Origin of the sequence: Erwinia sp. SLM-02 (genome assembly GCF_037450285.1) — a bacterium.
GTDB lineage: Bacteria > Pseudomonadota > Gammaproteobacteria > Enterobacterales > Enterobacteriaceae > Erwinia.
The window spans coordinates 366,431-389,442 of sequence record NZ_JAQISN010000002.1 but is presented as its reverse complement, the minus strand read 5'-3'; the positions used below and the strand labels follow the sequence as shown (position 1 = coordinate 389,442).

The window sequence follows — 23,012 nt, the reverse complement described above, 5'->3', positions numbered from 1 at the left end:
GTCGTGACGATCCGCCCTTACTGCGCCTGCCAGGCCTCCAGCGCCGCAATACGTCTGCGCGTCAGTTCTTCCCTCACTTCTGCACCTTTAAATCCGGCCGCGACCACATCGCGCGTAGGCACCTCTGACACAATTCTGAATGCTTCCCGCAGATAGGTTCCCTGCGGATAGGGGTTATTTTCAAACCCGCTCCTGCCGCGCGCATCGGCTTCACTGGTCAGCGCAATCTGCTCAACGCGGTGCGGCTTACGCCAGGCATCAAGCCTGTCGAACAGGTTGACCAGCGTTGCGGCTGAATGGTTCTGAATGGTGTGAACGAGATCGTGGAATTCAGTCACCAGCAGAGCAAGATCGCGAACGTGATTTGGCACGCGCAGGCGCTCACACAGGGCGGCAACCAGCGGTACGCCAGCCGGTCCGTGACCGTGGTGGCTGGGCCATTTCTCGGGCAATGTCAGTGCCTTGCCGACATCGTGGAACAGCGTGGCGAAGCGAACGTCCAGCTCGGGGCTCAGATGCGCGGCCATCGCCAGCGTCATCAGCGAGTGAATGCCGCTGTCGATTTCCGGATGCCATTTCGCTGGGGCCGGCACGCCGTAAAGATTGTCCAGCTCGGGGAATAAAACGGCGAGCGCACCGCAGTCGCGCAGCACCTGGAAAAAGACCTGTGGATTACGGGTCAGCAGCGCGCTTTCCGTCTCCTTCCACACGCGTTCCGCCGTCAGGTGATTCAGCTCGCCGCTGTGGGTCATGGAACGCATCAGTTCCAGCGTTTCTTCTGCGATGCGAAAGTTAAGATGGGCAAAGCGCGCGGCAAATCGCGCGACGCGCAGCACGCGCAGCGGGTCTTCATTAAACGCGGCGGAAACGTGGCGCAGAATGCGCTGATCTATATCAGCACGACCGTTATAAGGGTCGTAGTACCGGCCGTCGGCATCTTGTGCAATGGCGTTGATGGTCAAATCGCGGCGCGCCAGATCCTGCTCCAGCGTCACGTCGGGTGCTGAATAGCAGACAAACCCGGTATAGCCATTGCCTGACTTACGCTCGGTGCGCGCCAGCGCATATTCCTCATGGCTTTCTGGATGGAGGAAAACCGGGAAATCACGCCCGACCTGGGAATAGCCCAGCGCAAGCATCTGCTCGGGGGTAGCGCCGACCACCACCCAGTCTTTATCTTTCAGCGGCAAATTCAGCAGTCCGTCACGGACCGCGCCACCGACAAGGTATGTTTTCACTGCACATCTCCAGAATAAAACGTCAGGTCAGAGGGAAAGCATTTTTTTATAGTAAGCCGTAATACTACAACATCCGCCGGGAGGGATGCCAAATTGCAGGTATGCGAAAGGGGGCATCCACGGATACCCTCTGGCCAAATCGGGACGGTTAGTTCATCCAGCGGTCGTTTTTCTTCCTGCGCGGCAGCATATGCGGTAGCAGCAGACCCAGCAGCAGGCCGAATCCGGCAACGCCGCCGCCGTACATAAACCACTGCATAATGATGGTGCGCTGTTTATCATCCAACTGAACGTTTGCGGCATCCACCTTTTTACTGGCGACCACTAACTGGTTCTTCAGCTGCTGATTTTCACCCTTCAGGGTGTTAATCGCATCGTCGCTGCCCGCCACTTTTTTCTGCATTTCTGCCGTGCGTTGATTCCAGCTACCGTCGATATTCGCCAGTTTGGCGGTAAGATCTTTGACCTGCTGTTCCAGTTCCGGAACGCGGGAGCGCAGGCTGGGCTGTTCACTGAGCTGGCTCAGTGGGATCCAGGTTGTCCTGCCCTGCGAGTCACGGATCTGTCCATATTTACTGTTCTCGTTAGACTGCAGCAGGGTGACTTCTTCCCCGGCGTTCAGCGTGCCGATCAGACGGTAGTCATTACCGGGACCGCTGCGAACCCAGGTCGAGAGTTCGTCGGAAATGTAACGTTTTTCTTCAGCATGCACGTTAGCTACGGCGCTAAAAGCCAGAAAAGTCAGGCCAATAATGTGAGTTTTTTTCATTCGAACTCTTTTTGCATAAGTACTGGACAAAAGTAGCAACACAGTCTGGAGCGGCCTCGTGGAAAGCAGAATGAGAACTATCCTGATCTCAGGCGACATGGGAGGCAACGCGCGAAAGCGTAATAAAGCAGAGACATCCCTGCTGCTTGTGCATTACTCTTCTTGATATCACAGGTGCGATGATCCGTAAGTGACCCGCCGTTTTGCAGTGGCTGAACCAGCTCTTTCTGCGCTATCGGGAAATTTGCGGGTATTATCAAACACTACCACCATTTACCGTGCCGGTAATCATTTAGATAAGACACTATGACCATCGAAATCGAGCTAAAGTTCATTACCACCGCCGATGCCGCGACAAAACTCGCCAGCCAGCTGGCTCTCTGGCCTCATGTACACACCGCCGGACAGAAGCTGAGTAACACCTACTTCGAAACCGCCAACGGCCAGCTGCGCAGCTGGGATATGGGCCTGCGCATCCGGGGTTTTGGTGACAGTTTCGAGATGACGCTGAAAACGGCCGGGCAGACCATTGGTGGCCTGCACCAGCGGCCGGAATACAACGTCGCACTGAAAGAGCCGGTACTGGATATTCACCAGCTTCCCGCGGACGTCTGGCCTCAGGGAACCGATCTTGATGCCCTGCAGCAGCAGCTGAATCCGCTGTTCAGCACGAACTTCGTGCGCGAAAAGTGGGTGGTGAGCTACCTGGAAAGCGAAATTGAAGTGGCTTTCGATCTCGGTGAAGTCAGCGCCGGGGATCTGAGTGAACCCCTGCATGAAATTGAGCTGGAGCTGAAAAGCGGCCACCGTGACGATCTTCTGGCCTTTGCCGCCGAGCTGGCAAAAATGGGCGGCCTGCGTCTGGGAAGCTTGAGTAAAGCCGCGCGCGGCTACGCGCTGGCGAAAGGGAACCCACCCCGTAAACTGCGCCCGGTTCCGCTGCTTAAGGTTAAACCTAAGGCAACCGTTGAGCAGGGGATGCAGGCCGCTTTCCTGCTGGCGCTCAGCCAGTGGCAGTATCATGAAGAGCTGTGGCTGCGCGGCAACGCTGAGGCGCTGGGTGAAATTCAGGATGCGCTGGAAACGCTGCGCCAGGCATTTTCCCTGTACGGCGCGCTGGTGCCGCGTAAGGCCAGCAGCGATCTGCGCCAGCGGCTCACCGAGCTGGAAGGCGCACTGCTGGAAGACGATCTGGATGCGGTGTCCATCTGCTTCAGTCCGCTCTGGCTGGAAACGCAGCTGGCGCTGACTACCTGGATTGCAACGGCGCGCTGGCGTGATTTTATCGATCAGAAAACCGATGCCAAACTGCAGGGCTCCTTTAAGCGCTTCACCGATATTATGCTGGGCCGCATTTCCGCCGACCTTAAGGAAACCTTCGGCCAGGTTAATCAGCTGAATGAATATCAGGATAAGCTGACGCGCCTCCATCGCCAGCAGCTCGCCGTACATCTCCTGGCCGGCAGCTATGACGATGCCGCCGTGAACACGTGGCTGGGCAACTGGCAGCTGCTGCGTCAGGCCATTATCGATCGGCAGGATGTCTGGCTGGATGGTCATCGTCGCCAGGCCTTGAAGCAGCCGGTATTCTGGAAAAACGGTAACGCCTGAGTTGTAGAAACGCTTATTTTCCATGCCCGTTGATTGTGTGTTGCAGGATGGCAGCCAACGCCCCTGGAGCCTGAGAATCAGGGGTGATTAATCAGGGAGTGTTTATGGTGCCTTTACTATCACAGCCGCTGCCATCCTTGCTGGCTCAACAGATCGCCGTTATCGATCCCCTGCCGGACGGCGCTACGCCACAGCAGCAGTCCGTGCTGGCGTTCAGTGACTTCGTTAACGATAACCTGGCGAAGCATCCCGAATGGTGGCAACGGCTGCAAACGCAGCCGCCGCTTGCCGACGAGTGGCAGCACTATGCCGCGTGGCTGGCAGAGCGGCTGGCCCCGGTGGTGGACGAAAATACGCTGATGCGCGAGCTGCGGCTTTTCCGCCGCCATATGCTGACGCGCATTGCCTGGATGCAAACCCTGGCGACCAGCAGCACCGAACAAACCTTAACGCAGCTGAGCGAACTGGCGGAAATCCTGATCGTGGCTGCCCGCGACTGGCTGTGGCACGCCTGCTGCAAGGATTTTGGCACGCCGGTCAACGCCGCCGGAGAACCGCAGCCGCTGCTGATCCTCGGGATGGGGAAACTGGGCGGCGGTGAGCTGAATTTCTCTTCCGATATCGATTTGATTTTTACCTGGCCGGAAAACGGCGTGACGCAGGGCGGACGGCGCGAGCTGGATAACGCCCAGTTCTTTACCCGCCTGGGCCAGCGGCTGATTAAAGTGCTCGATCAGCCGACCGTTGACGGCTTCGTTTACCGCGTGGATATGCGGCTTCGCCCCTTCGGCGACAGCGGCCCGCTGGTGCTGAGCTTCGCAGCGCTGGAAGATTATTACCAGGAGCAGGGCCGTGACTGGGAACGCTACGCGATGGTCAAAGCCCGGCTGATGGGCGGCGGCGACGATCGCTGGAGCCAGGAGCTGCGGCAGATGCTGCGCCCGTTCGTCTTCCGTCGCTATATCGATTTCAGCGTGATCCAGTCTCTGCGCAACATGAAGGCGATGATCGCGCGCGAGGTACGCCGACGCGGGCTGACGGATAACATCAAGCTGGGTGCTGGCGGTATCCGCGAAATCGAGTTTATTGTCCAGGTCTTCCAGCTGATCCGCGGCGGTCGTGAACGATCGCTGCAGCTGCGTTCGCTGCTGCCTACCCTCAAATCAATCAGCGAACTGAATTTACTGTCGCAGCAGCAGGTTACCCAGCTGCACGACGCGTATCTGTTCCTGCGGCGGCTGGAAAACCTGCTGCAGAGTATCAACGATGAACAGACGCAGACGCTGCCGGCCAGTGAGCTGGATCGCGCACGCCTGGCCTGGGCGATGGGGTTTGCCGACTGGGCGGCGCTGCATCACCGCCTGGACGAGCATATGGTATCGGTACGCGCCATTTTTGACGAACTGATTGGTGACGATGCCCCGGAAAGCGGCGATAACCGCGAAGCGGGAGAATATGGCGTGCTGTGGCAGGATCGGCTGGAGGAAGCGGAGCTGCTGCCGCTGGTCCCGCATCTGGACGGTGAAGCGTGCCAGCAACTGCTGCGTGCCATCAACGATTTCCGCATGGATGTGGACAAGCGCACGATTGGCCCACGCGGTCGCCAGGCGCTCGACCAGCTGATGCCCCGTCTGCTCAGCGAGGTGGTGCCGCGCGATGACGCGGTGATCACGCTGGGCCGCCTGACGCCGCTGCTGCTCGGCGTGGTCACGCGTACCACCTATCTGGAACTGCTCACGGAATTCCACGGCGCGCTGCAGCATCTGATCCGCCTGTGCGCCGCCTCTCCGATGGTTGCCAGCCAGCTGGCGCGTTATCCCCTGCTGCTTGATGAGCTGCTTGATCCGGCGACGCTCTACCAGCCAACGGCCACCGATGCCTATCGCGACGAGCTTCGTCAGTATCTGCTGCGTATCCCGGAAGAGGATGAGGAGCAGCAGCTGGAAGCCCTCAGGCAGTTTAAACAGGCGCAGCATCTGCGTATTGCCGCTGCGGATATCGCCGGCACCCTGCCGGTGATGAAGGTCAGCGATCATCTGACCTGGCTGGCTGAAGCAATGATTGAAGCGGTGGTGCAGCAGGCCTGGAATATGATGGTGCAGCGCTACGGCCGGCCATCGCATTTGGCCAGCGACAGCGAGCGTGGCTTTGCCGTGGTCGGCTACGGCAAGCTGGGCGGCTGGGAGCTGGGCTACAGCTCGGATCTGGATCTGGTATTCCTGCACAACTGTCCTCAGGAAGCGGTCACGCTGGGGGAACGCAGCATCGACGGCCGCCAGTTCTATCTGCGCCTGGCCCAGCGGGTGATGCACCTGTTCAGTACCCGAACCTCATCGGGCATTCTTTATGAAGTCGACGCCCGTCTGCGCCCCTCGGGTGCTGCCGGTATGCTGGTCAGCACGTTTGAAGCCTTCGATGAATACCAGCGCAGTGAAGCCTGGACCTGGGAGCATCAGGCGCTGGTTCGCGCCCGCATTGTCTACGGTGATACGGCGCTCAGCCAGCGCTTTGGGGAAATTCGTCGCGGGATCCTGGCGCTGCCGCGTGAAGCGGAAAAACTCAAGATTGAAGTCCGGGAGATGCGTGAAAAAATGCGCGCGCATCTGGGGCAAAAGCATAAAGGCCGCTGGGATATCAAGGCGGATGCGGGCGGCATTACGGATATTGAATTCATTACGCAATATCTGGTCCTACGTTATGCGTCACAGGATCTGACGCTGACCCGCTGGTCCGATAATGTGCGCATTCTGGAACTGCTGGCGAACAGTGACAAAATGGCGGAGACGCAGGCGAAAGCACTGACGCACGCCTACGTCACCCTGCGGGATGCGCTGCACCATCTGGCGCTGCAGGAGCTGCCGGGTCATGTGGAAGAGAGTGCCTATGCCGCTGAGAAAGCCCAGGTTAATCAAAGCTGGCAAATCTGGTTTGGCGACTGAGCCATCCTGCGCACCGTGAGTCCGGTGGCAAAGTGAACTACGTGGCCGCGATAGTCAGGCACGGCAACAAATGTGCTATTATCGCGCGCCTGAATTTTCTGTTTTTGTGTCGTCTGGTGTGGAGTGTCTGAATGAAAGTTACACTGCCTGATTTTAAACGTGCGGGTGTTCTGGTTGTGGGTGATGTGATGCTGGATCGTTACTGGCACGGGCCAACCAGCCGTATTTCTCCCGAAGCGCCGGTGCCGGTCGTTAAGGTTGAACACGTGGAAGAGCGCCCTGGCGGCGCGGCTAACGTGGCGATGAACATCGCTTCTCTCGGTGCGGAATCTCGCCTTGTTGGACTGACCGGCATTGACGATGCCGCGCGCGTGCTGAGCGAGACGCTGACCGGGGTTAACGTGCAGTGTGATTTTGTTTCTGTGCCAACCCACCCCACCGTGACCAAGCTCCGCGTTCTTTCGCGTAATCAGCAGCTGATCCGCCTGGATTTTGAAGAAGGTTTTGAAGGGGTTAACCCCGAGCCGATGCATGAGCGCATTCAGCAGGCATTACCTAAAATTGGTGCGCTGGTGCTTTCTGACTACGCGAAAGGCGCGCTGACCAGCGTGGAAACCATGATCGCGCTGGCGCGTGATGCCGGTGTGCCGGTGCTGGTGGATCCGAAAGGGACCGATTTCAGCCGCTATCACGGTGCCACACTGCTGACGCCGAATCTCTCAGAATTTGAAGCCGTGGTCGGTAAGTGCAAAAGCGAGGCTGAAATCGTCGAGCGGGGAACGGCGCTGATGCAAAAGCACGGTCTGTCGGCGCTGCTGGTGACCCGTTCTGAAAACGGCATGACGCTGCTGCAGCCGGGCAAAGAGCCTTTCCATATGCCTACGCAGGCGCAGGAAGTGTTCGATGTGACCGGTGCGGGCGATACGGTGATTGGCGTGCTGGCGGCGGCGCTGGCGGCGGGCAACAGCCTGGAGGAAAGCTGCTTCCTGGCGAATGCGGCAGCGGGCGTGGTGGTCGGCAAACTGGGCACATCGACGGTTTCCCCGATTGAGCTGGAAAATGCTATCCACGCGCGTCCCGAGTCTGGTTTCGGCGTGATGGATGAAGCGCAGCTGAAGGCGGAAGTGGCGAAAGCGCGTCAGCGCGGCGAGCGCGTGGTGATGACTAACGGCGTGTTTGACATTCTTCATGCCGGGCACGTTTCCTATCTGGCGAATGCCCGCCGGCTGGGCGATCGCCTGATTGTGGCGGTCAACAGCGATGCGTCTACTCGTCGCCTGAAGGGGGAAACCCGTCCGGTTAACCCGCTGGTCAACCGGATGATCGTGCTGGGCGCGCTGGAAGCGGTCGACTGGGTGGTGGGCTTTGAAGAAGACACGCCGCAGCGCCTGATTGCTGAAGTGCTACCGGACCTGCTGGTGAAAGGCGGTGACTACAAGCCAGAGGATATCGCCGGTAGCAAAGAAGTGTGGGCAAACGGCGGTGATGTACGCGTGCTTAACTTTGAAGACGGTATCTCAACCAGCAATATCATTAAGACGATTATCAATCGTAAGAATTAGCAGATATCGATTGCCAGAGCGCACCGATATCAATCGTCAGAGCAAAAAAAAGCTGCCTCAGAGGGCAGCTTTTTCTTTATGCATCAGGCCGGGTCTTTCGTATCGTCAGGCTCTGAGGCTGCCTGCGCAGCGGGCGCGGCCGTTACCGGCGCCGTTGCAGCTCCTGCGGCCGGGGCAGCGGGTGCAGTCGACTGATTCTCCAGCGCCGTCAGGCGTTGTTCAAGTACCGCAAGCTTCTCGCGGGTGCGCAACAACACCTGAGTCTGCACATCAAACTCTTCACGATTGACCACATCAAGCCGGGTCAGCTGCGCCTGGATAGTCTGACGGATCTTCTTTTCCACATCATCGCCTAACTCGCGGATACCTTTTGGCATAGATTCATGGATCTGGCGGGCCAGTTGTTCAATTTTTTTAGCATCAATCATGGCGGCTTCCTGGTAGCTGCAAATTTTCTCTAAGTGTAATCCCTCAGGGGAAAAGGATAAACCTGAAATGAGCATAGCGAATAAATGGATATAAATTTGCCAGTTTTGTTCGTTGCCCGCGTTCATTATCAGCGTTATAGTAAGTCTGCTTATTCTCAGGGCGGGGCGAAATTCCCCACCGGCGGTAAATCAGCTACGGCTGAAAGCCCGCGAGCGCTTCAGGGTCATTCCTGAAGGACAGCAGATCCGGTGTAATTCCGGGGCCGACGGTTAGAGTCCGGATGGGAGAGAGTAACGTATCTTGTCGGGCCTGCGCTCGCCTCGCGTTATTTTTTTGTCACAGCTTGACACTCCTAAGCTCGCCCTGATTCTGGTAACCCATACATTTATTAAGGTTTATTTACCATGAATCAGTCGCTACTTTCTGAATTTGGCACGCCTGAACAGCGTGTAACCCGTGCTATCGAAGCGCTTCGCGCCGGCCGCGGCGTAATGGTTTTAGACGATGAAGATCGTGAAAATGAAGGCGATATGATCTTCGCTGCCGAAACCATGACCGTTGAGCAGATGGCTCTCACTATTCGTCACGGCAGCGGAATTGTCTGCCTGTGTCTGACCGAAGAACGCCTTGGCCAGCTTGACCTGCCAATGATGGTTGAGGACAACACCAGCGCCTACGGCACCGGCTTTACCGTCACCATCGAAGCCGCACAGGGCGTAACCACCGGCGTTTCGGCTTCTGACCGCATCACCACCATTCGTACCGCCATTGCGGATAATGCGAAGCCTGCCGATCTGAATCGTCCTGGCCACGTCTTCCCGTTGCGCGGTCGTCCAGGCGGCGTGCTGACCCGCGGTGGCCACACCGAAGCCACCATCGATCTGGTGACGCTGGCGGGCTTCAAATCGGCGGGTGTGCTGTGTGAGCTGACTAACGATGATGGTTCCATGGCGCATGCGGCCGAAGTTGTTGTCTTCGCTAAACAGCATGATATGCCGGTCGTGACTATCGAAGATCTGGTTGCTTACCGCCGCAGCCATGAAACGCGTCAGGCAAGCTAATCTGCTCCGGGCCGGTTTAACCGGCCCTGTATTTTCCCACTCCCCGGCATCAATTCCCGACTCCCGATCCTGAAACCGCGCCGCCAGCGGTCTTCCATCGTCTGTATTGTCTTCTCTGTTCAAATTATCTGAATATCTTCATCAGGGTTATCCAGGTTCATCGCGTGACATATGGGCGTAAGGTAAGCGCCATTGAACGAATATTTCTGGAGTAAAACCATGAGCCACCAACGTATGCCTGCACTTTTCCTTGGCCACGGCAGCCCGATGAACGTGCTGGAAGAGAATATCTATACCGAAACCTGGCGCAAATTGGGTGAAACGCTACCGAAGCCAAAAGCGATTATTGCGGTTTCCGCACACTGGTATACGCGTGGCACGGCGGTAACCGCGATGGAAAAACCGCGGACGATCCATGATTTTGGCGGCTTCCCTCAGGCGCTGTTTGACACACGCTACCCCGCGCCCGGTTCTCCGGCGCTGGCCCGCCAGATTGCAGAAGTGCTGTCACCGGTAGACGTTCAGCTGGATCAGGAGTGGGGCTTTGACCACGGCTCCTGGGGCGTGTTAATCAAGATGTATCCGGATGCGGATATCCCGGTGGTGCAGCTTAGCATTGACGGCACCAGGCCGGCGGCCTGGCACTTCGAACTGGGGCGCAAACTGGCCGTGCTGCGCGAGCAGGGCGTGATGATCGTCGCCAGCGGCAACGTGGTGCATAACCTGCGCATGGTTCGCTGGCAGGGAGAAGCGACCGCCTACCCATGGGCCGAGTCGTTTAACCAGTACGTACGCGACAATCTGGCTTGGCAGGGTGACGATGCCCAGCATCCGCTGGTTAACTTTATGCAGCATGACGGCGCCGCCCTGTCGAACCCAACGCCAGAGCACTACCTGCCGCTGCTGTACGTGCTCGGTGCGCGGGCAAACGATGAAGCGGTGACGATACCGGTGGATGGGATTGTGATGGGGTCGTTGAGTATGCTGTCAGTCCAGGTGGGCTGACAGCCTGGTTTACTTGCCGCTCCGGGATTGGGCAGTGCTCGCCTCCTCACGTACATGTGTACGCTCCGGGGGCTGTGCGCTGTTCGCACCCGGATCGGCTGCGCCACCGACGGCTGTTACACGGGTTTACCTGCCGCTCCGGGATTGGGCAGTGCTCGCCTCCTCACGTACCCTCGCCCGGAAGGTTACTCGATAAATGCGTGCGGGTAGAAGCGGGACAGATCCTGAGTGATCAGTTCCCGATCTTCCCTCAGGCCGATCCCTGCGGGCTGGTCATCGATCAGCCAGGATCCAATCAGCGTATAGCTGTCACCAAATTTCGGCAGCGGATGGAACTGCTGAACGATCCTTCCCTCTTCACCATAAGGTCCGTCAACGCGCGCAATCTCTTTACCGTTCTCGACGATGCTGATATTGGCACCTTCGCGGGAAAACAGCGGCTTAACCACGTATTTATCCATATGCGGCACGTTATCCTCCGCGAAGTAAGCGGCCAGCAGATTCGGGTGATTCGGGAACATCTTCCACAGCAGCGGCAGCATCGCCTTATTGGAGATGATGCTTTTCCACCCCGGCTCCAGCCAGCGTACGCCCGCATCGGCCAGCTTGGTGGAGAACATCTCGCGCAGCATAAACTCCCAGGGATAGAGTTTAAACATGTTGCTAATCACCTGGTCGTTCACATCGGTGAACTGGCCTTTCTCACCCAGGCCAATCTCGTCGATAAACAGAAACTCGCTCGGCAGACCGGCTTCGGTTGCGCAGTCCTGCAAATACTGCACCGTACCGCGATCTTCTTCGGTATCGCGGCAGCAGGCAAAGTGCAGCAGGCCAAAACCGTGTTTTTGATGCAGGTCGGCGAACCGCGCGATCAGCTTCTCCTGCAGACTGTTAAACTGGTCGCTGCCTGCCGGCAGGTTTCCGGCGTTAAGCTGCTCTTCCAGCCAGATCCACTGGAAGAACGCCGCTTCATAGAGTGAGGTGGGCGTATCGGCGTTATTCTCCAGCAGCTTGGCAGGAGAGTGCCCGTCCCATGCCAGGTCCAGCCGGGAATAGAGCGAGGGCTGCCCGCTTTTCCAGGACTCGCGCACGAAGTCCCAGGTGTGCTTAGGGATGCGAAACTTCTCCAGCAGCTCTTCGCTGCCGGTGACCAAATCCACCGCCTGTAGACACATCTGATGGATTTCGCTGGTCACATCTTCCAGGCTTTCAATCTGCTGCAGGGTAAACTGATAATAGGCATCCTCACACCAGTAGGGCTCGCCGTACAGGGTGTGAAAATTAAAACCGTATTCGGTCGCTTTTTCTCGCCAGTCTGGACGCTCAGCAATCGCGATGCGTTTCATCCGGCGTTAACCCCCGAAACTGCGGCTGGTGGTGCCGGAACGGTTGCTGCTGGCTGCGCTGCTGCGCTGCATGGTGGACTGCTTCGCCACGCTTTCGCCAAAGCCGCCGCGCGTTACGGTGCTGGTGGTGGCCGGCTTAGGTGCCATGGCCGTTTTCGGTACGGTCATGGTGCGGCCTGAAGCGGCCGGGCCATAGCTCTTACCTGCGGCATCGACGAACTTACCGTTAGCCGGGCTGGCCGGGTTTTTTGAGCTGAACAGCGGCTGCTGCTGGCCCATACCGCCGCTCATCATACGGCCCATCATATAGCCGGCCATCAGCGGCATCCAGAAGCTGCCGCTGGACTGATTTTCTGCATTTGTGGTGACGCCCGCCTGGGCAGGCGCCTGCTGACACTGGCCTTCGCCGAATTCGGCCACGCAGTCTTCACGGCTGGCGTACTTCGGTGCGGTTTTCACCGCTTCTTCTTTCGCTTTATTAAACGCCACGGTGCACTGCTCGGATTTACCCGGGTTGGCGCTGGAGCAGTCATCCGCATTCATATACATCGAAACGCTTTCGTCCGTTTGCTCACAGCCCGCCAGCATGATGACGGCGGTCACCGCCAGGGCCACCGGCGTTAAATGACGTGCGCCCCAGCTTTTACGAAAAGAGGCGTGATTGATCTGTTTAGTCCGTTTCATGGCTTTCTGTCCTGTGCCCAAAGATAGTGCATAGGATAGGGGAAAGGCGGTGAAAAATGAAGCGATGGGGCCAGGCGGCAAGCGGATCTTTACGAAGCTATACGTTTGATTGTGAAGGAAAGCTGACAAAAGGTGGCAAAGTGGAGAAAGGGCAGCCGATGCTGCCCTTTATAACGGATTACTGCCCGAATGGGTTACCGCTGGTTTTCATGCCTGCCGATGCTCTGGTTGGCTGGCTTAAATCGCGATCTGCTGCGGCGTCCTGCTGTGGGGTTTCAGGCGCGACGGCATCCGGCGTTGTGCCGACATCTTTGCCAAGATGATTATTCAGCGCGGTCAGGTCTTCCTCGTTGAGTGTACCCAGCGCGGATTTGATATTCAGCTGATTAATCATGTAGCTGTAGCGGGCATTTGCCAGCTGCTGTTTGGCATTGAACAGCGTCGTCGTTGCGTCCAGGACATCAACGATAGTACGCGTTCCCACCTGATAGCCGGCTTCCATGGCATCCAGCGAGCTCTGTGAAGAGACGACGGCCTGCTTGTAAGCGTTAATGCTGCTGATAGACGCGTTCACGTTGTTAAATGAAGAACGTACGGTCTGCACGGTGGTGCGGTGGGCGCTTTCCAGCAGTTCGCTGGAGGAGACAAACGCATACTGTGCCTGTTTCACCTGGGAGGTGACCGAGCCACCGCTGTACAGCGGCAGACTAAAGTTCAGCCCAACCTGATTGCTACCGCTGATATTGTCAGTACCGGTAGAACGATCGCCGTGGTAGCGATTGTTGGACAGACCGGTTGACGCGGTCAGGCCCACGGTTGGCATATGTCCGGTTTCGGCGGAGCGAATCTGCTCACGCGCCAGATCCTGAGACAGGCGGGCGGAGAGCAGGGTGAGGTTACGGCTTTCGGCCTCTTTCAGCAGATCTTTCACCGGCTGTGGCTTATCTGTTTTGAAACGATCGACGTTCAGCGACGCCAGGCTTGGGTAGTAATTGCCGGTGACCTGACGCAGAGACTCTACGGCGTTATCCAGATCGTTACGAGCGCTGACTTCGCTGGCCAGCACGCTGTCGTACTGTGAGCGAGCGTTCTGTACGTCGGTAATCGCCACCAGACCCACATTGAAGCGCTGCGTGGTTTGATCCAGCTGACGATAGATTGACTGCTTCTGCGCTTCGGTATAGGACAGGGTATCAATCGCATTCAGAACGTTGAAATACGCCGTCGCGGTGTCCAGAATCAGCTTCTGCTGTGCGGTCTGATAGGTGACATCCTGAATCCCGGCGGTTTTTTCCTGCAGGGTCAGCGCGCGCCATTTGGACATATCAAAAATGGTCTGAGTCAGCTGCAGCGAGGCGCTTTTTGTATCGCTGTTCGAATCTCTGGCATCGCGGTAACCATTCGTATAGGTATAGTCCGCTCCCAAACCAAGCTGCGGTAACAGCGGGCTACGGGCTTCGTTAATTTTCTCAAATGCGGCATCGCGATCGGCCGCTGAGCTACGAAGGTCAGGGTTAGATAAACGGGCCTGCTGATAGACCTGCAGCAGGTTTTCAGCCTGGCTGGCAACACTGAAGCCGCCCAGGCTCAGACCAATGAGTAAAGGGAGCAGTTTGTTCATTTGCATTCCTTGTAGTGCCGCAAAATTGCTATGGTAGCGCTGGCGTAGGCCAAAAAATTATCGCCGATTCTATCAGAGAGTGCCGATAAGGTAAGTTGGCTGAAAGTGCCATCTCGCTTTAATTTACCTAAATGATTCATCAGAAACTACAAAACTGGCGGTATTACTATTGTACTTATCGTCATTGTGATCATTTTCAGGAGAGGTTCCTATGGCAATCCGTAACACATTCCCGGTAACGTTCACCAAAGACGATGTAGAAATTATCGCACGAGAGACACTGTACCGCGGATTTTTTTCAGTGGAGCGCTATCGCTTTCGCCACCGCTTGTTTAACGGTGAAATGAGTGGTGAAGTAAGCAGGGAAATTTTCGAGCGCGGTCATGCTGCGGTGCTGCTACCCTATGACCCGCAGCGGGATGAAGTCGTGCTGATCGAACAGATCCGCATCGCCTCGTGGGACACCAGCCCGACGCCCTGGAAACTGGAGCTGGTTGCTGGAATGATTGAAGAAGGCGAAACGCCGGAAGACGTCGCCAGACGGGAAGCGGTAGAAGAGGCCGGACTGACCGCCGGGCGGACTAAACCCATTTCCAGTTACCTCTACAGTGCAGGCGGCACGACCGAACGGTTAATCATGTATGTAGGTGAAGTGGATGCCAGCGTGGCGAAGGGAAACCACGGCCTGGAGGAAGAGAATGAGGATATTCTCGTGCATGTGGTGAGCCGCAGTCAGGCTTATCAATGGGTGGAAGAGGGGAAAATCGATAATGCTGCTGCGATCATTGCCTTGCAATGGCTGGAGCTGCACTATAAACAACTGTGTAATGAGTGGAAGCCTTAATGATGAAGCGTTACGTCCCTGACTTTCCAGAAATGATGCGCGTGTGCGAAACTAATTTTGCCCAGCTGCGTCGTTTACTACCGCGTGATGACCAGACCGGAGTGTCAGTGGCGTACCAGGTGAACGGTGCCAGCTATCAGATTACCATTCTGGAATCGACGCGCTACACCACGCTGGTGGAGATTAAACAAACCGCCCCGGCCGTCAGCTACTGGAGCCTGCCTTCGATGTCGGTCAGGCTGTATCACGATGCAATGGTGGCGGAAGTGTGTTCAACACAGCAGATCTATCGATTTAAAGCACGCTATGATTATCCTAATAAAAAGCTTCACCAGCGTGATGAAAAACACCAGATTAACCAGTTTCTGGCGGAATGGCTGCGCTACTGTTTGTCCCATGGTGCGATAGCCGTTCCGGTTTGTTGAACCCGCTGCACACGTTACGAGAGAGCGGTAACCCTAAGGACTTTGATTGGATAGCTTGTTGAAACTTCCTGTGGCGAGTGGGTCCAGTATCAGGATTTTACAGATAACGGATTCTCACCTTTTTGCAGGTAAACATGAAACGCTGCTGGGTGTGAATACCTGGGCCAGTTATGAAGCGGTGCTGGAAGCCATCGTTGCACAACGTCGACATTATGATCTGATCGTCGCAACGGGCGATCTGGCGCAGGATCACACCACCGAGGCCTATCAGCATTTTGCTGAGGGCATTGCGCGCCTGCCTGCTCCCTGCGTCTGGCTGCCCGGTAATCATGATTTTCAGCCGACCATGTTCAGCACGCTGGCCAGTGCCCGTATCGCCGATGAAAAACACGTGCTGATCGGCGACCGCTGGCAGGTTGTGCTGCTGGATAGCCAGGTCTTTGGCGTGCCTCACGGCGAGCTGAGCGAGTATCAGCTGGAGTGGCTGGACAGAACGCTGGCTCAGGAACCGCAGCGCCATACGCTGGTGTTACTTCATCATCATCCGCTGCCTTCAGGCTGCTCCTGGCTCGATCAGCACAGCCTGCGGAATCCGCACATGCTGGACGCCGTACTGCAACGCTATCCGCTGGCGAAAACCCTGCTCTGTGGTCACATCCATCAGGAACTGGACCTCGAATGGCAGGGGCGGCGCGTGCTGGCATCCCCCTCGACCTGCGTACAGTTCAAGCCGCACTGCACCAACTTTACCATTGACGCGGAATCCCCCGGCTGGCGCTGGCTGGATCTGTTCGATGATGGTCGTGTAGAAACGGAAGTTTGCCGACTGACTACGCGTATTTTCAGCCCGGATCTGGACTCGGAAGGCTACTGATCGATGGCGACGCTGCTCTATTTGCACGGTTTTAACAGTTCGCCCCGGTCGGCTAAAGCGACCGCGTTTGGGAGCTGGCTGAAAGCACAGCATCCGTCGGTTAATTTGCAGGTTCCCCAGCTCCCCGCTTTCCCGGCAGAAGCGGCGGCAATGCTGGAAAATATCGTGATGCAGGCCGCAGGGGAGCCGCTGGGCATTATCGGTTCATCGCTTGGCGGATATTACGCGACCTGGCTTTCGCAGCGTTTTACGGTGCCAGCGGTGGTGGTGAATCCCGCCGTCAGGCCGTTTGAGCTGCTGCTGAATTTCCTCGGGAAAAATGAGAACCCCTACACCGGCCAGCAATATGTGTTAGAGTCGCGCCATATTTACGATCTAAAAGTGATGCAGATTGACCCGTTAGAGTCGCCGGATTTGATCTGGCTGCTGCAGCAAACGGGTGATGAAGTGCTCGACTACCGCCAGGCTCTGGACTACTACAGCGCCTGTCGTCAGACGGTAGAAGAGGGCGGAAATCATGCTTTTATCGGATTCGAACGCCATTTCTCCGCCATGTTTGATTTCCTGGGACTCACCCGGCAAGCGTAAGATGAGACGGAGTTTGGCCAATCATTTTTAGCCACTAATTCAGATTGTTACCATGACTCAATCCAGCTATAACGCTGATTCCATTGAGGTTCTCAGCGGCCTTGAACCCGTGCGTCGTCGCCCGGGTATGTACACCGATACCGCACGGCCTAACCATTTAGGCCAGGAAGTGATCGATAACAGCGTGGATGAAGCGCTGGCCGGTCATGCCAAACGTGTGGAAGTGATCCTGCACGCCGATCAGTCGCTGGAAGTTATCGACGACGGGCGCGGCATGCCGGTGGATATCCATCCCGAAGAGGGCGTGCCGGCCGTTGAGCTGATTTTCTGTCGCCTGCATGCCGGTGGTAAATTCTCCAACAAAAACTATCAGTTCTCCGGCGGCCTGCACGGCGTGGGGATCTCGGTGGTGAATGCCCTGTCAAAACGCGTGGAAGTGACCGTGCGCCGTAACGGCGAAGTCTACGAGATGGCGTTCGAAAACGGCGATAAGGTGCAGGATCTGTCGGTAACGGGGACGGTTGGCAAACGCAATACCGGTACCCGCGTGCAGTTCTGGCCGGATGAATCCTTCTTCGACAGCCCGCGCTTTTCCGTGTCGCGCCTCAGCCACCTGCTGAAGGCGAAAGCCGTACTGTGCCCGGGCGTGGAAATCGTCTTTAAAGACAAACTGAACAATACCGAACAGACCTGGTGCTACGCCGATGGCCTGACCGACTATCTGATGGAGGCGGTCAACGGGCTGCCGCTGCTGCCGGAAAAACCGTTTGTCGGCGCGCATACCGGCGACGTCGAAGCCGTTGACTGGGCGCTGCTCTGGCTGCCGGAGGGGGGGGAACTCCTGACGGAAAGCTACGTAAACCTGATCCCGACCATGCAGGGCGGAACCCACGTTAACGGCCTGCGCCAGGGGCTGCTGGACGCGATGCGCGAGTTCTGCGAATACCGTAATATCCTGCCGCGCGGCGTTAAGCTCTCGGCGGAAGATATCTGGGATCGCTGTGCCTACGTGCTGTCGGTAAAAATGCAGGATCCGCAGTTTGCCGGCCAGACAAAAGAACGTCTGTCGTCCCGCCAGTGCGCCGCCTTTGTTTCCGGCGTGGTGAAAGATGCCTTCAGCCTGTGGCTGAACAACAACGTGCAGACGGCGGAACTGCTGGCCGAGCTGGCGATTTCCAGCGCCCAGCGCCGTATGCGTGCCGCTAAAAAGGTGGTGCGTAAAAAGCTGACCAGCGGGCCGGCGCTGCCGGGTAAGCTGGCTGACTGTAGCGCGCAGGACCTGAACCGTACCGAGCTGTTCCTGGTGGAAGGGGACTCGGCGGGCGGTTCGGCCAAGCAGGCGCGCGATCGTGAATATCAGGCGATCATGCCGCTGAAAGGTAAGATCCTCAACACCTGGGAAGTCTCTTCCGACGAGGTGCTGGCATCGCAGGAAGTACATGATATCTCGGTCGCTATTGGTATCGATCCGGACAGTGAAGACCTCAGCCAGCTGCGCTACGGGAAGATCTGTATACTCGCCGATGCCGACTCTGACGGACTGCATATCGCCACGCTGCTGTGTGCGCTGTTCGTTCGTCATTTCCGCACGCTGGTGCAAAACGGTCACGTGTATGTGGCCATGCCGCCTCTTTATCGTATCGACCTCGGAAAAGAGGTCTACTATGCGCTGGATGAGGAAGAGAAGGCCGGTATTCTTGAGCAACTGAAGCGTAAGAAAGGCAAACCCGGCGTGCAGCGCTTTAAAGGTCTGGGTGAAATGAACCCACTGCAGCTGCGGGAAACCACCCTCGATCCCAATACCCGTCGCCTGGTTCAGCTGACGGTGGATGAGAGCGATGTGGACCAGACGCTGGCGGTGATGGATATGCTGCTGGCGAAAAAACGGTCGGAAGATCGCCGTAACTGGCTGCAGGAAAAGGGCGATACCGCCGAAATCGAAGTATAAAGCCGGGGGCGGTTCGTCATTTACGAGCCGCCTCAATGCCCTAATCGTTAATCAAATCTCCTTCCCCACCTTCTGCCAAAGGTCAGCACAGTGAAAATTACCCTTGAAGAACTGCGTGCGTGGGTGGTCGTGGTGGACTGTGGCTCGATCACCGCCGCCGCCGAACAGCTGAATCAGACCACTTCCGGTATCAGTCGGGCGCTGAGCCGGCTGGAAAAGAAACTGCAAACCACGCTGTTGCACAGAACGACCCGCCGTATTGCGCTGACCGAAGAGGGGCAGATTTTCCTGCTGCACGCCCGGCAAATTATCGCCTCGGTGGAGGCGGCGGAAGAACAGATCGCTCAGCGGCGAGAAATCCCGTCCGGCAGGCTGAGGGTTAACGCCGCGTCGCCGTTTATGCTGCACGTCATCGTGCCGTTGATTGACGGATTTGCGCAGCGTTATCCGCTGATTGAGCTTGAACTGAATACCGATGACGTGGTGATCGATTTGCTTGAGCAGCAGACCGACATTGCAATTCGTATTGGCGAGCTGCGGGATTCGACCATGCACGCCCGCGCGCTGGGCAGCAGCAAGTTAAGGATTATGGCCAGCCCGGCATACCTGGCGAAGCACGGCACGCCGCAGAGCGTGGCCGATTTGGCGCATCACCGCCTGCTGGGCTTTAACCAGCTGGATCAGCACAATATCTGGCCAGTTCGTCAGGCCGATGGTGAACTGCTACAGATCAAGCCCACCGTTGCGGCATCAAGCGGCGAAACGCTGCTGCATCTTGCCCTGCACGGGCAGGGGATCGTGCGCGTTTCGGATTTCCTCTGTCGGGAAGCCACGGCAAGCGGGCAGCTGGTGCCGGTACTGGCGGCGGAAACCTGTGAGATGCGGCATCCCGTTAATGCGGTTTACTACCGTAACAGCACCCTGGCCGCGCGCATTAGCTGTTTTCTGGACTACCTCAGCGAGCAGCTTGCCAGCAAAAACTTGCTGTAAGCCGCCCCCCGGTTTTTTTACGCAGGTTCCAGCACGAAGATCTTCACGTCAACGACGTCATCCTTGATGACCGCACGGTGGGTTTCCATATGGTCCGCCTGCTGATGCAGTTCCAGATGGCGCAGGGATTCCCAGTGTTCCACCATAAAAATCGAGTCTGGTGAGTGCTGTTTCCAGGGCACCTGCGCTTTATGATCGATCAGCGCCTGATAGCTGCCGCAGCCTTCTTCCTGCAGCACCAGCGGGATCAGCCGTTCAATCGCCTCAAGCACTGCGGCACGACGGCCCGGTTTAATACAAATTTCAGCAACGACGGTCAACATAGCGCTTCCTCAGATCGATGAATTGGGTGACAGACTAAGTTAAGCAAAGATTGTACTCAGATGAGTCCGATAACGTGAAATTTCTCCAGCAATATCAGGCTGCTTAATCACATCATTACAAATAAAGGTTGGCAGGCCTTCCATGCCCAGGAACTGATTGGCCTTATGGAAGTGCAGATAAACGCCGTCAACGCCAACGCCTTCAAAGAACTGCTCGGGGTCGGTAAAGGCCTGCAGTGGGGCATTCCACGTCAGGGACAGCATATATTTTTTACCCTGCAGCAGGCCGCCGGATCCGTATTTTTTTGCCGCGTCTGAACGCGTACGACCGTCGCTGGCGTACAGCTTGCCGTGACCTTCGGTGAACACTTCATCAATGTATTTTTTTAGCGTCCACGGCTCACCCATCCACCAACCCGGCATCTGGTAGATGATGGTGTCGGCAGCGAGATATTTTTCAATCTCGTCAGCAACCACATATCCGTCATCCACCACCGTGACATCAACGTGATGACCCGCATCGCGCAGCCAGCTGGCGGCGATACCGGTCAGAGTATGGTTCAGTTCACCCTTAGAGTGCGCGAAGGTTTTACCGGCATCGATAATTAAAATATGCATGACTTAATCCTGATTCAGTGAAGTTGACGCAAGTCTACAGCAGCAAATCGCGGTGTTAAATGTGGCCTGGGTCACAACACTCTTGCCTGGCAGGCAACAATCCGGAAATGCCCGTCTGGATTGCGGCAAAACCTGTCAACCGGCCCACGCGTTGATATGCGGAGCCGGAGACGTTTACTCTTCAAAGCGGATGGCTTTGGCTACGGAGAGGCTGACGTTTACTGATAGGGGGTTTGGAAAGGGGTAAGAGTCACCTCAGAGGCTTCTCCGGTGTTTTCAAACTTATCACTCTGGATCTCAATAGGCTTTGCTGATGCGAGTTCACCTTTGATATTCAAAACCTCGGGTGCGCTAATCATTAACTTCTCATCGGCAGAAATTTTGCCGCTGGTATTTGTCAGCGTAGCGCTGGCTTTGAACACTGCCTGTTTGGCGCTGTTGATGATATTGCGATTTTCGATGTTATCGGCTTTAACAACCAGTTCATTACCGGACTGGATGTTTCCCGAGTTAATAAACGATCCTTTGCGCTCGTAGCTGAATTTTTTTCCTGCTTTTAAGCTACCCTCATTCGTGAACTGGATGCTGTCCAGGCTTCCATTACTGCCGAATGTGAGGTTGTTACCGGCTTCAACGGAGGTATCAGTATCGAACAGGCCGGGCGTACTCGCCTCGATAACCATGTCATTTTTGGCCAGAAGCTTGCCTGAGCTGATGCCGGAAACCTTGCCTGACAATCCTTCTGCATAAATATTAATATCTTTCGCCGAAATGTCTGAATTATCCAGGTTCATGTCCTGCTGAGAGGCCAGAGACACCGAGTCATTTTCAGAGTGGATAATACCGGCGTCATTATTCAACAGGCTCCATGCATTAATACCGATATTGCCTTTAGCCAGTATTCCCCCTGCCGGTTTATCGGCTTTCAGGGTCTGAACAACGTCCTCCCCATCTACATCGCCATATTTTTTACTGTCTTTATTCGTTATCTGATTAGCGACCAGGCTTACCGAGTCACCCTGAATCAGCCCGGAGGTGTTATTTAAAGTACTGCCGTTAAGGGTGATGGATTTCGCACTGGTAATCGTACCCTGGCTGTTACTGAGTTCGTCAGCGGCGATCATATACAGGTCGCCTGCCGCGGAGACAGAGCCAGAAGCGTTATCAATATTCTCCGCAAAAATGCTCGCATCTCCCTTAGTGGTACTTATCTTACCGCTGTTGTCGATGTTGCCCATGGTGGAGATACTCAGGTCGGAATCAGCCGTTATCAACCCTTTATTACTAATGCCGGGGCCACTCTGATCGATGACCAGCGTGATTTTATTGGCATACATGCCGCCGAGTGTCGCGATATCAAGCCCCACCGTTCCACTTTCACTCCCAGCCCGGGAACCAGACTTACCCACGTTGATGTGTAGATCTTTAGCGCGCAGATCCGCACTCACCTTGACGGTATTGGCCAGCAGTGAGGTGAAATCAGCTTTATCGTCCATTCCTTTACCGGAAATGGTAATGTCACCTTTTTTAACGTTAATACTGACCAGTTTATCATTCTGGATTTTTATCTTACCGGTGGTCAGGGTACTTTTAGAGGTGTTAATAAAACCACATCCATCGCAGGCTATTCCTGAAGGGTTGGCAATAATAACATCAGATTTTTTTCCTGCGACTTCAATCAGGCCGTTTAACTGACTGGAATTATTTGAAATGACTTCATTAATGATAAGTGACGCTGGTCCTTTCGCCATGTTGCTATTTCCAGCAACTTTTCCAGCAAGGGCGGTCGTACTTTCAGTTGCGTTATTGTTAAGGATTACGCCGCTATTATTGACATCGAACTGAGTGAATTTATTATGGGATATTCCAGAGGGTGATGCCGCGTTGATGTTTATCGTAATAGAATCGTTAGGATTTTTATTGACTGTCGGATTGCCATTTTGATTAGGTGACAAGATGATTTCAGCGTTGGCCGTTGCGATGTACCCCAGGGCTAACCCTGTCATTAAGCATAAAGGCGCTATGCGAAATATTTTATTTATACTGGTTGTTTTTCTATATCCGTATGATGAGTTTATCCGGCTCATGAGTCTTCCTTATTAATGGTGGGGTGTTTTTTGATACGTACTATTTTATG

20 protein-coding genes and 1 riboswitch are annotated in these 23,012 nt (G+C 56.0%); of the genes, 11 read left to right on the top strand and 9 right to left on the bottom strand.

Features of this window, described 5'->3' with window-relative positions:
* Window positions 1-17 precede the first annotated feature (17 nt).
* Both PGH32_RS14975 and PGH32_RS14970 read right to left on the bottom strand, forming a co-directional pair.
* Window positions 18-1,238 carry a multifunctional CCA addition/repair protein gene (locus PGH32_RS14975; RefSeq protein WP_314417879.1) on the bottom strand — a complete coding sequence of 407 codons (1,221 nt, stop codon included), beginning with the start codon at window positions 1,236-1,238 and terminating at the stop codon, window positions 18-20.
* A 148-nt stretch (window positions 1,239-1,386) separates the two neighbouring features.
* Window positions 1,387-2,007: a TIGR04211 family SH3 domain-containing protein gene (locus PGH32_RS14970; RefSeq protein ID WP_314417881.1), complete on the bottom strand. Its 621-nt coding sequence runs from the start codon at window positions 2,005-2,007 to the stop codon at window positions 1,387-1,389.
* 306 nt (window positions 2,008-2,313) lie between these two features.
* On the opposite strand from PGH32_RS14970, the gene PGH32_RS14965 reads away from it, so the two are divergent.
* The 3 genes from PGH32_RS14965 (at window position 2,314) to hldE (ending at window position 8,119) form a co-directional block, all read left to right on the top strand.
* Window positions 2,314-3,618, top strand: a complete 1,305-nt coding sequence (locus PGH32_RS14965; RefSeq protein WP_337894441.1) for a CYTH domain-containing protein — start codon at window positions 2,314-2,316, stop codon at window positions 3,616-3,618.
* Between the two features lie 104 nt (window positions 3,619-3,722).
* On the top strand, window positions 3,723-6,557 hold the full coding sequence (gene glnE / locus PGH32_RS14960) for a bifunctional [glutamate--ammonia ligase]-adenylyl-L-tyrosine phosphorylase/[glutamate--ammonia-ligase] adenylyltransferase (RefSeq protein ID WP_337894440.1): 2,835 nt from the start codon (window positions 3,723-3,725) through the stop codon (window positions 6,555-6,557).
* A 131-nt stretch (window positions 6,558-6,688) separates the two neighbouring features.
* Window positions 6,689-8,119, top strand: coding sequence for a bifunctional D-glycero-beta-D-manno-heptose-7-phosphate kinase/D-glycero-beta-D-manno-heptose 1-phosphate adenylyltransferase HldE (gene hldE / locus PGH32_RS14955; protein ID WP_314417888.1), 1,431 nt, complete (start codon window positions 6,689-6,691; stop codon window positions 8,117-8,119).
* A gap of 83 nt (window positions 8,120-8,202) precedes the next feature.
* On the opposite strand, the gene ubiK is transcribed toward hldE, so the two are convergent.
* Window positions 8,203-8,547, bottom strand: a complete 345-nt coding sequence (gene ubiK / locus PGH32_RS14950; protein WP_314417889.1) for a ubiquinone biosynthesis accessory factor UbiK — start codon at window positions 8,545-8,547, stop codon at window positions 8,203-8,205.
* Between the two features lie 147 nt (window positions 8,548-8,694).
* Window positions 8,695-8,844, top strand: a riboswitch (FMN riboswitch).
* A gap of 108 nt (window positions 8,845-8,952) precedes the next feature.
* Here ubiK and ribB point away from each other — a divergent pair.
* Window positions 8,953-9,609, top strand: a complete 657-nt coding sequence (ribB, locus tag PGH32_RS14945) for a 3,4-dihydroxy-2-butanone-4-phosphate synthase (RefSeq protein WP_337894439.1) — start codon at window positions 8,953-8,955, stop codon at window positions 9,607-9,609.
* Window positions 9,610-9,828: 219 nt separating this feature from the next.
* Window positions 9,829-10,614, top strand: a complete 786-nt coding sequence (gene ygiD, locus PGH32_RS14940) for a 4,5-DOPA dioxygenase extradiol (protein WP_337894438.1) — start codon at window positions 9,829-9,831, stop codon at window positions 10,612-10,614.
* A 185-nt stretch (window positions 10,615-10,799) separates the two neighbouring features.
* On the opposite strand, the gene PGH32_RS14935 is transcribed toward ygiD, so the two are convergent.
* From PGH32_RS14935 to tolC, 3 genes are all read right to left on the bottom strand, one after another.
* On the bottom strand, window positions 10,800-11,960 hold the full coding sequence (locus PGH32_RS14935; RefSeq protein ID WP_314417896.1) for a glutathionylspermidine synthase family protein: 1,161 nt from the start codon (window positions 11,958-11,960) through the stop codon (window positions 10,800-10,802).
* A gap of 6 nt (window positions 11,961-11,966) precedes the next feature.
* A complete protein-coding gene (locus PGH32_RS14930; RefSeq protein ID WP_314417899.1) occupies window positions 11,967-12,644 on the bottom strand; it encodes a DUF1190 family protein in 678 nt (225 codons plus the stop codon).
* Window positions 12,645-12,822: 178 nt separating this feature from the next.
* The gene (gene tolC / locus PGH32_RS14925; RefSeq protein WP_314417900.1) at window positions 12,823-14,265 is read right to left on the bottom strand and encodes an outer membrane channel protein TolC; all 1,443 of its coding nucleotides are present in this window, start codon (window positions 14,263-14,265) and stop codon (window positions 12,823-12,825) included.
* 211 nt (window positions 14,266-14,476) lie between these two features.
* On the opposite strand from tolC, the gene nudF reads away from it, so the two are divergent.
* The 6 genes from nudF to PGH32_RS14895 all read left to right on the top strand — a co-directional run bounded on the left by nudF (window position 14,477) and on the right by PGH32_RS14895 (window position 19,934).
* Entirely contained in the window at window positions 14,477-15,109 is a 633-nt protein-coding gene (nudF, locus tag PGH32_RS14920; RefSeq protein ID WP_337894437.1) for an ADP-ribose diphosphatase, read from the top strand.
* Window positions 15,109-15,534 (top strand): DUF1249 family protein, encoded by a 426-nt coding sequence (locus tag PGH32_RS14915; RefSeq protein WP_314417905.1) that lies wholly within the window; start codon window positions 15,109-15,111, stop codon window positions 15,532-15,534. Before nudF ends, PGH32_RS14915 begins: the two co-directional genes overlap by 1 nt.
* Before the next feature lie 46 nt (window positions 15,535-15,580).
* Window positions 15,581-16,408, top strand: coding sequence for a 3',5'-cyclic-AMP phosphodiesterase (gene cpdA / locus PGH32_RS14910; protein ID WP_314417907.1), 828 nt, complete (start codon window positions 15,581-15,583; stop codon window positions 16,406-16,408).
* A gap of 3 nt (window positions 16,409-16,411) precedes the next feature.
* A complete protein-coding gene (gene yqiA, locus PGH32_RS14905) occupies window positions 16,412-16,996 on the top strand; it encodes an esterase YqiA (protein ID WP_314417908.1) in 585 nt (194 codons plus the stop codon).
* Window positions 16,997-17,048: 52 nt separating this feature from the next.
* Complete coding sequence (gene parE / locus PGH32_RS14900) at window positions 17,049-18,944, top strand: DNA topoisomerase IV subunit B (protein ID WP_314417909.1); 1,896 nt, start codon at window positions 17,049-17,051, stop codon at window positions 18,942-18,944.
* A 90-nt stretch (window positions 18,945-19,034) separates the two neighbouring features.
* A complete protein-coding gene (locus PGH32_RS14895) occupies window positions 19,035-19,934 on the top strand; it encodes a LysR family transcriptional regulator (RefSeq protein ID WP_314417912.1) in 900 nt (299 codons plus the stop codon).
* A gap of 17 nt (window positions 19,935-19,951) precedes the next feature.
* On the opposite strand, the gene PGH32_RS14890 is transcribed toward PGH32_RS14895, so the two are convergent.
* The 3 genes from PGH32_RS14890 to PGH32_RS14880 form a co-directional block, all read right to left on the bottom strand.
* A complete protein-coding gene (locus PGH32_RS14890; protein WP_123331397.1) occupies window positions 19,952-20,257 on the bottom strand; it encodes a putative quinol monooxygenase in 306 nt (101 codons plus the stop codon).
* 39 nt (window positions 20,258-20,296) lie between these two features.
* On the bottom strand, window positions 20,297-20,875 hold the full coding sequence (locus PGH32_RS14885) for an NAD(P)H-dependent oxidoreductase (RefSeq protein WP_337894436.1): 579 nt from the start codon (window positions 20,873-20,875) through the stop codon (window positions 20,297-20,299).
* Window positions 20,876-21,093: 218 nt separating this feature from the next.
* Entirely contained in the window at window positions 21,094-22,962 is a 1,869-nt protein-coding gene (locus PGH32_RS14880; RefSeq protein ID WP_337894435.1) for a filamentous hemagglutinin N-terminal domain-containing protein, read from the bottom strand.
* Between the last annotated feature and the right edge of the window lie 50 nt (window positions 22,963-23,012).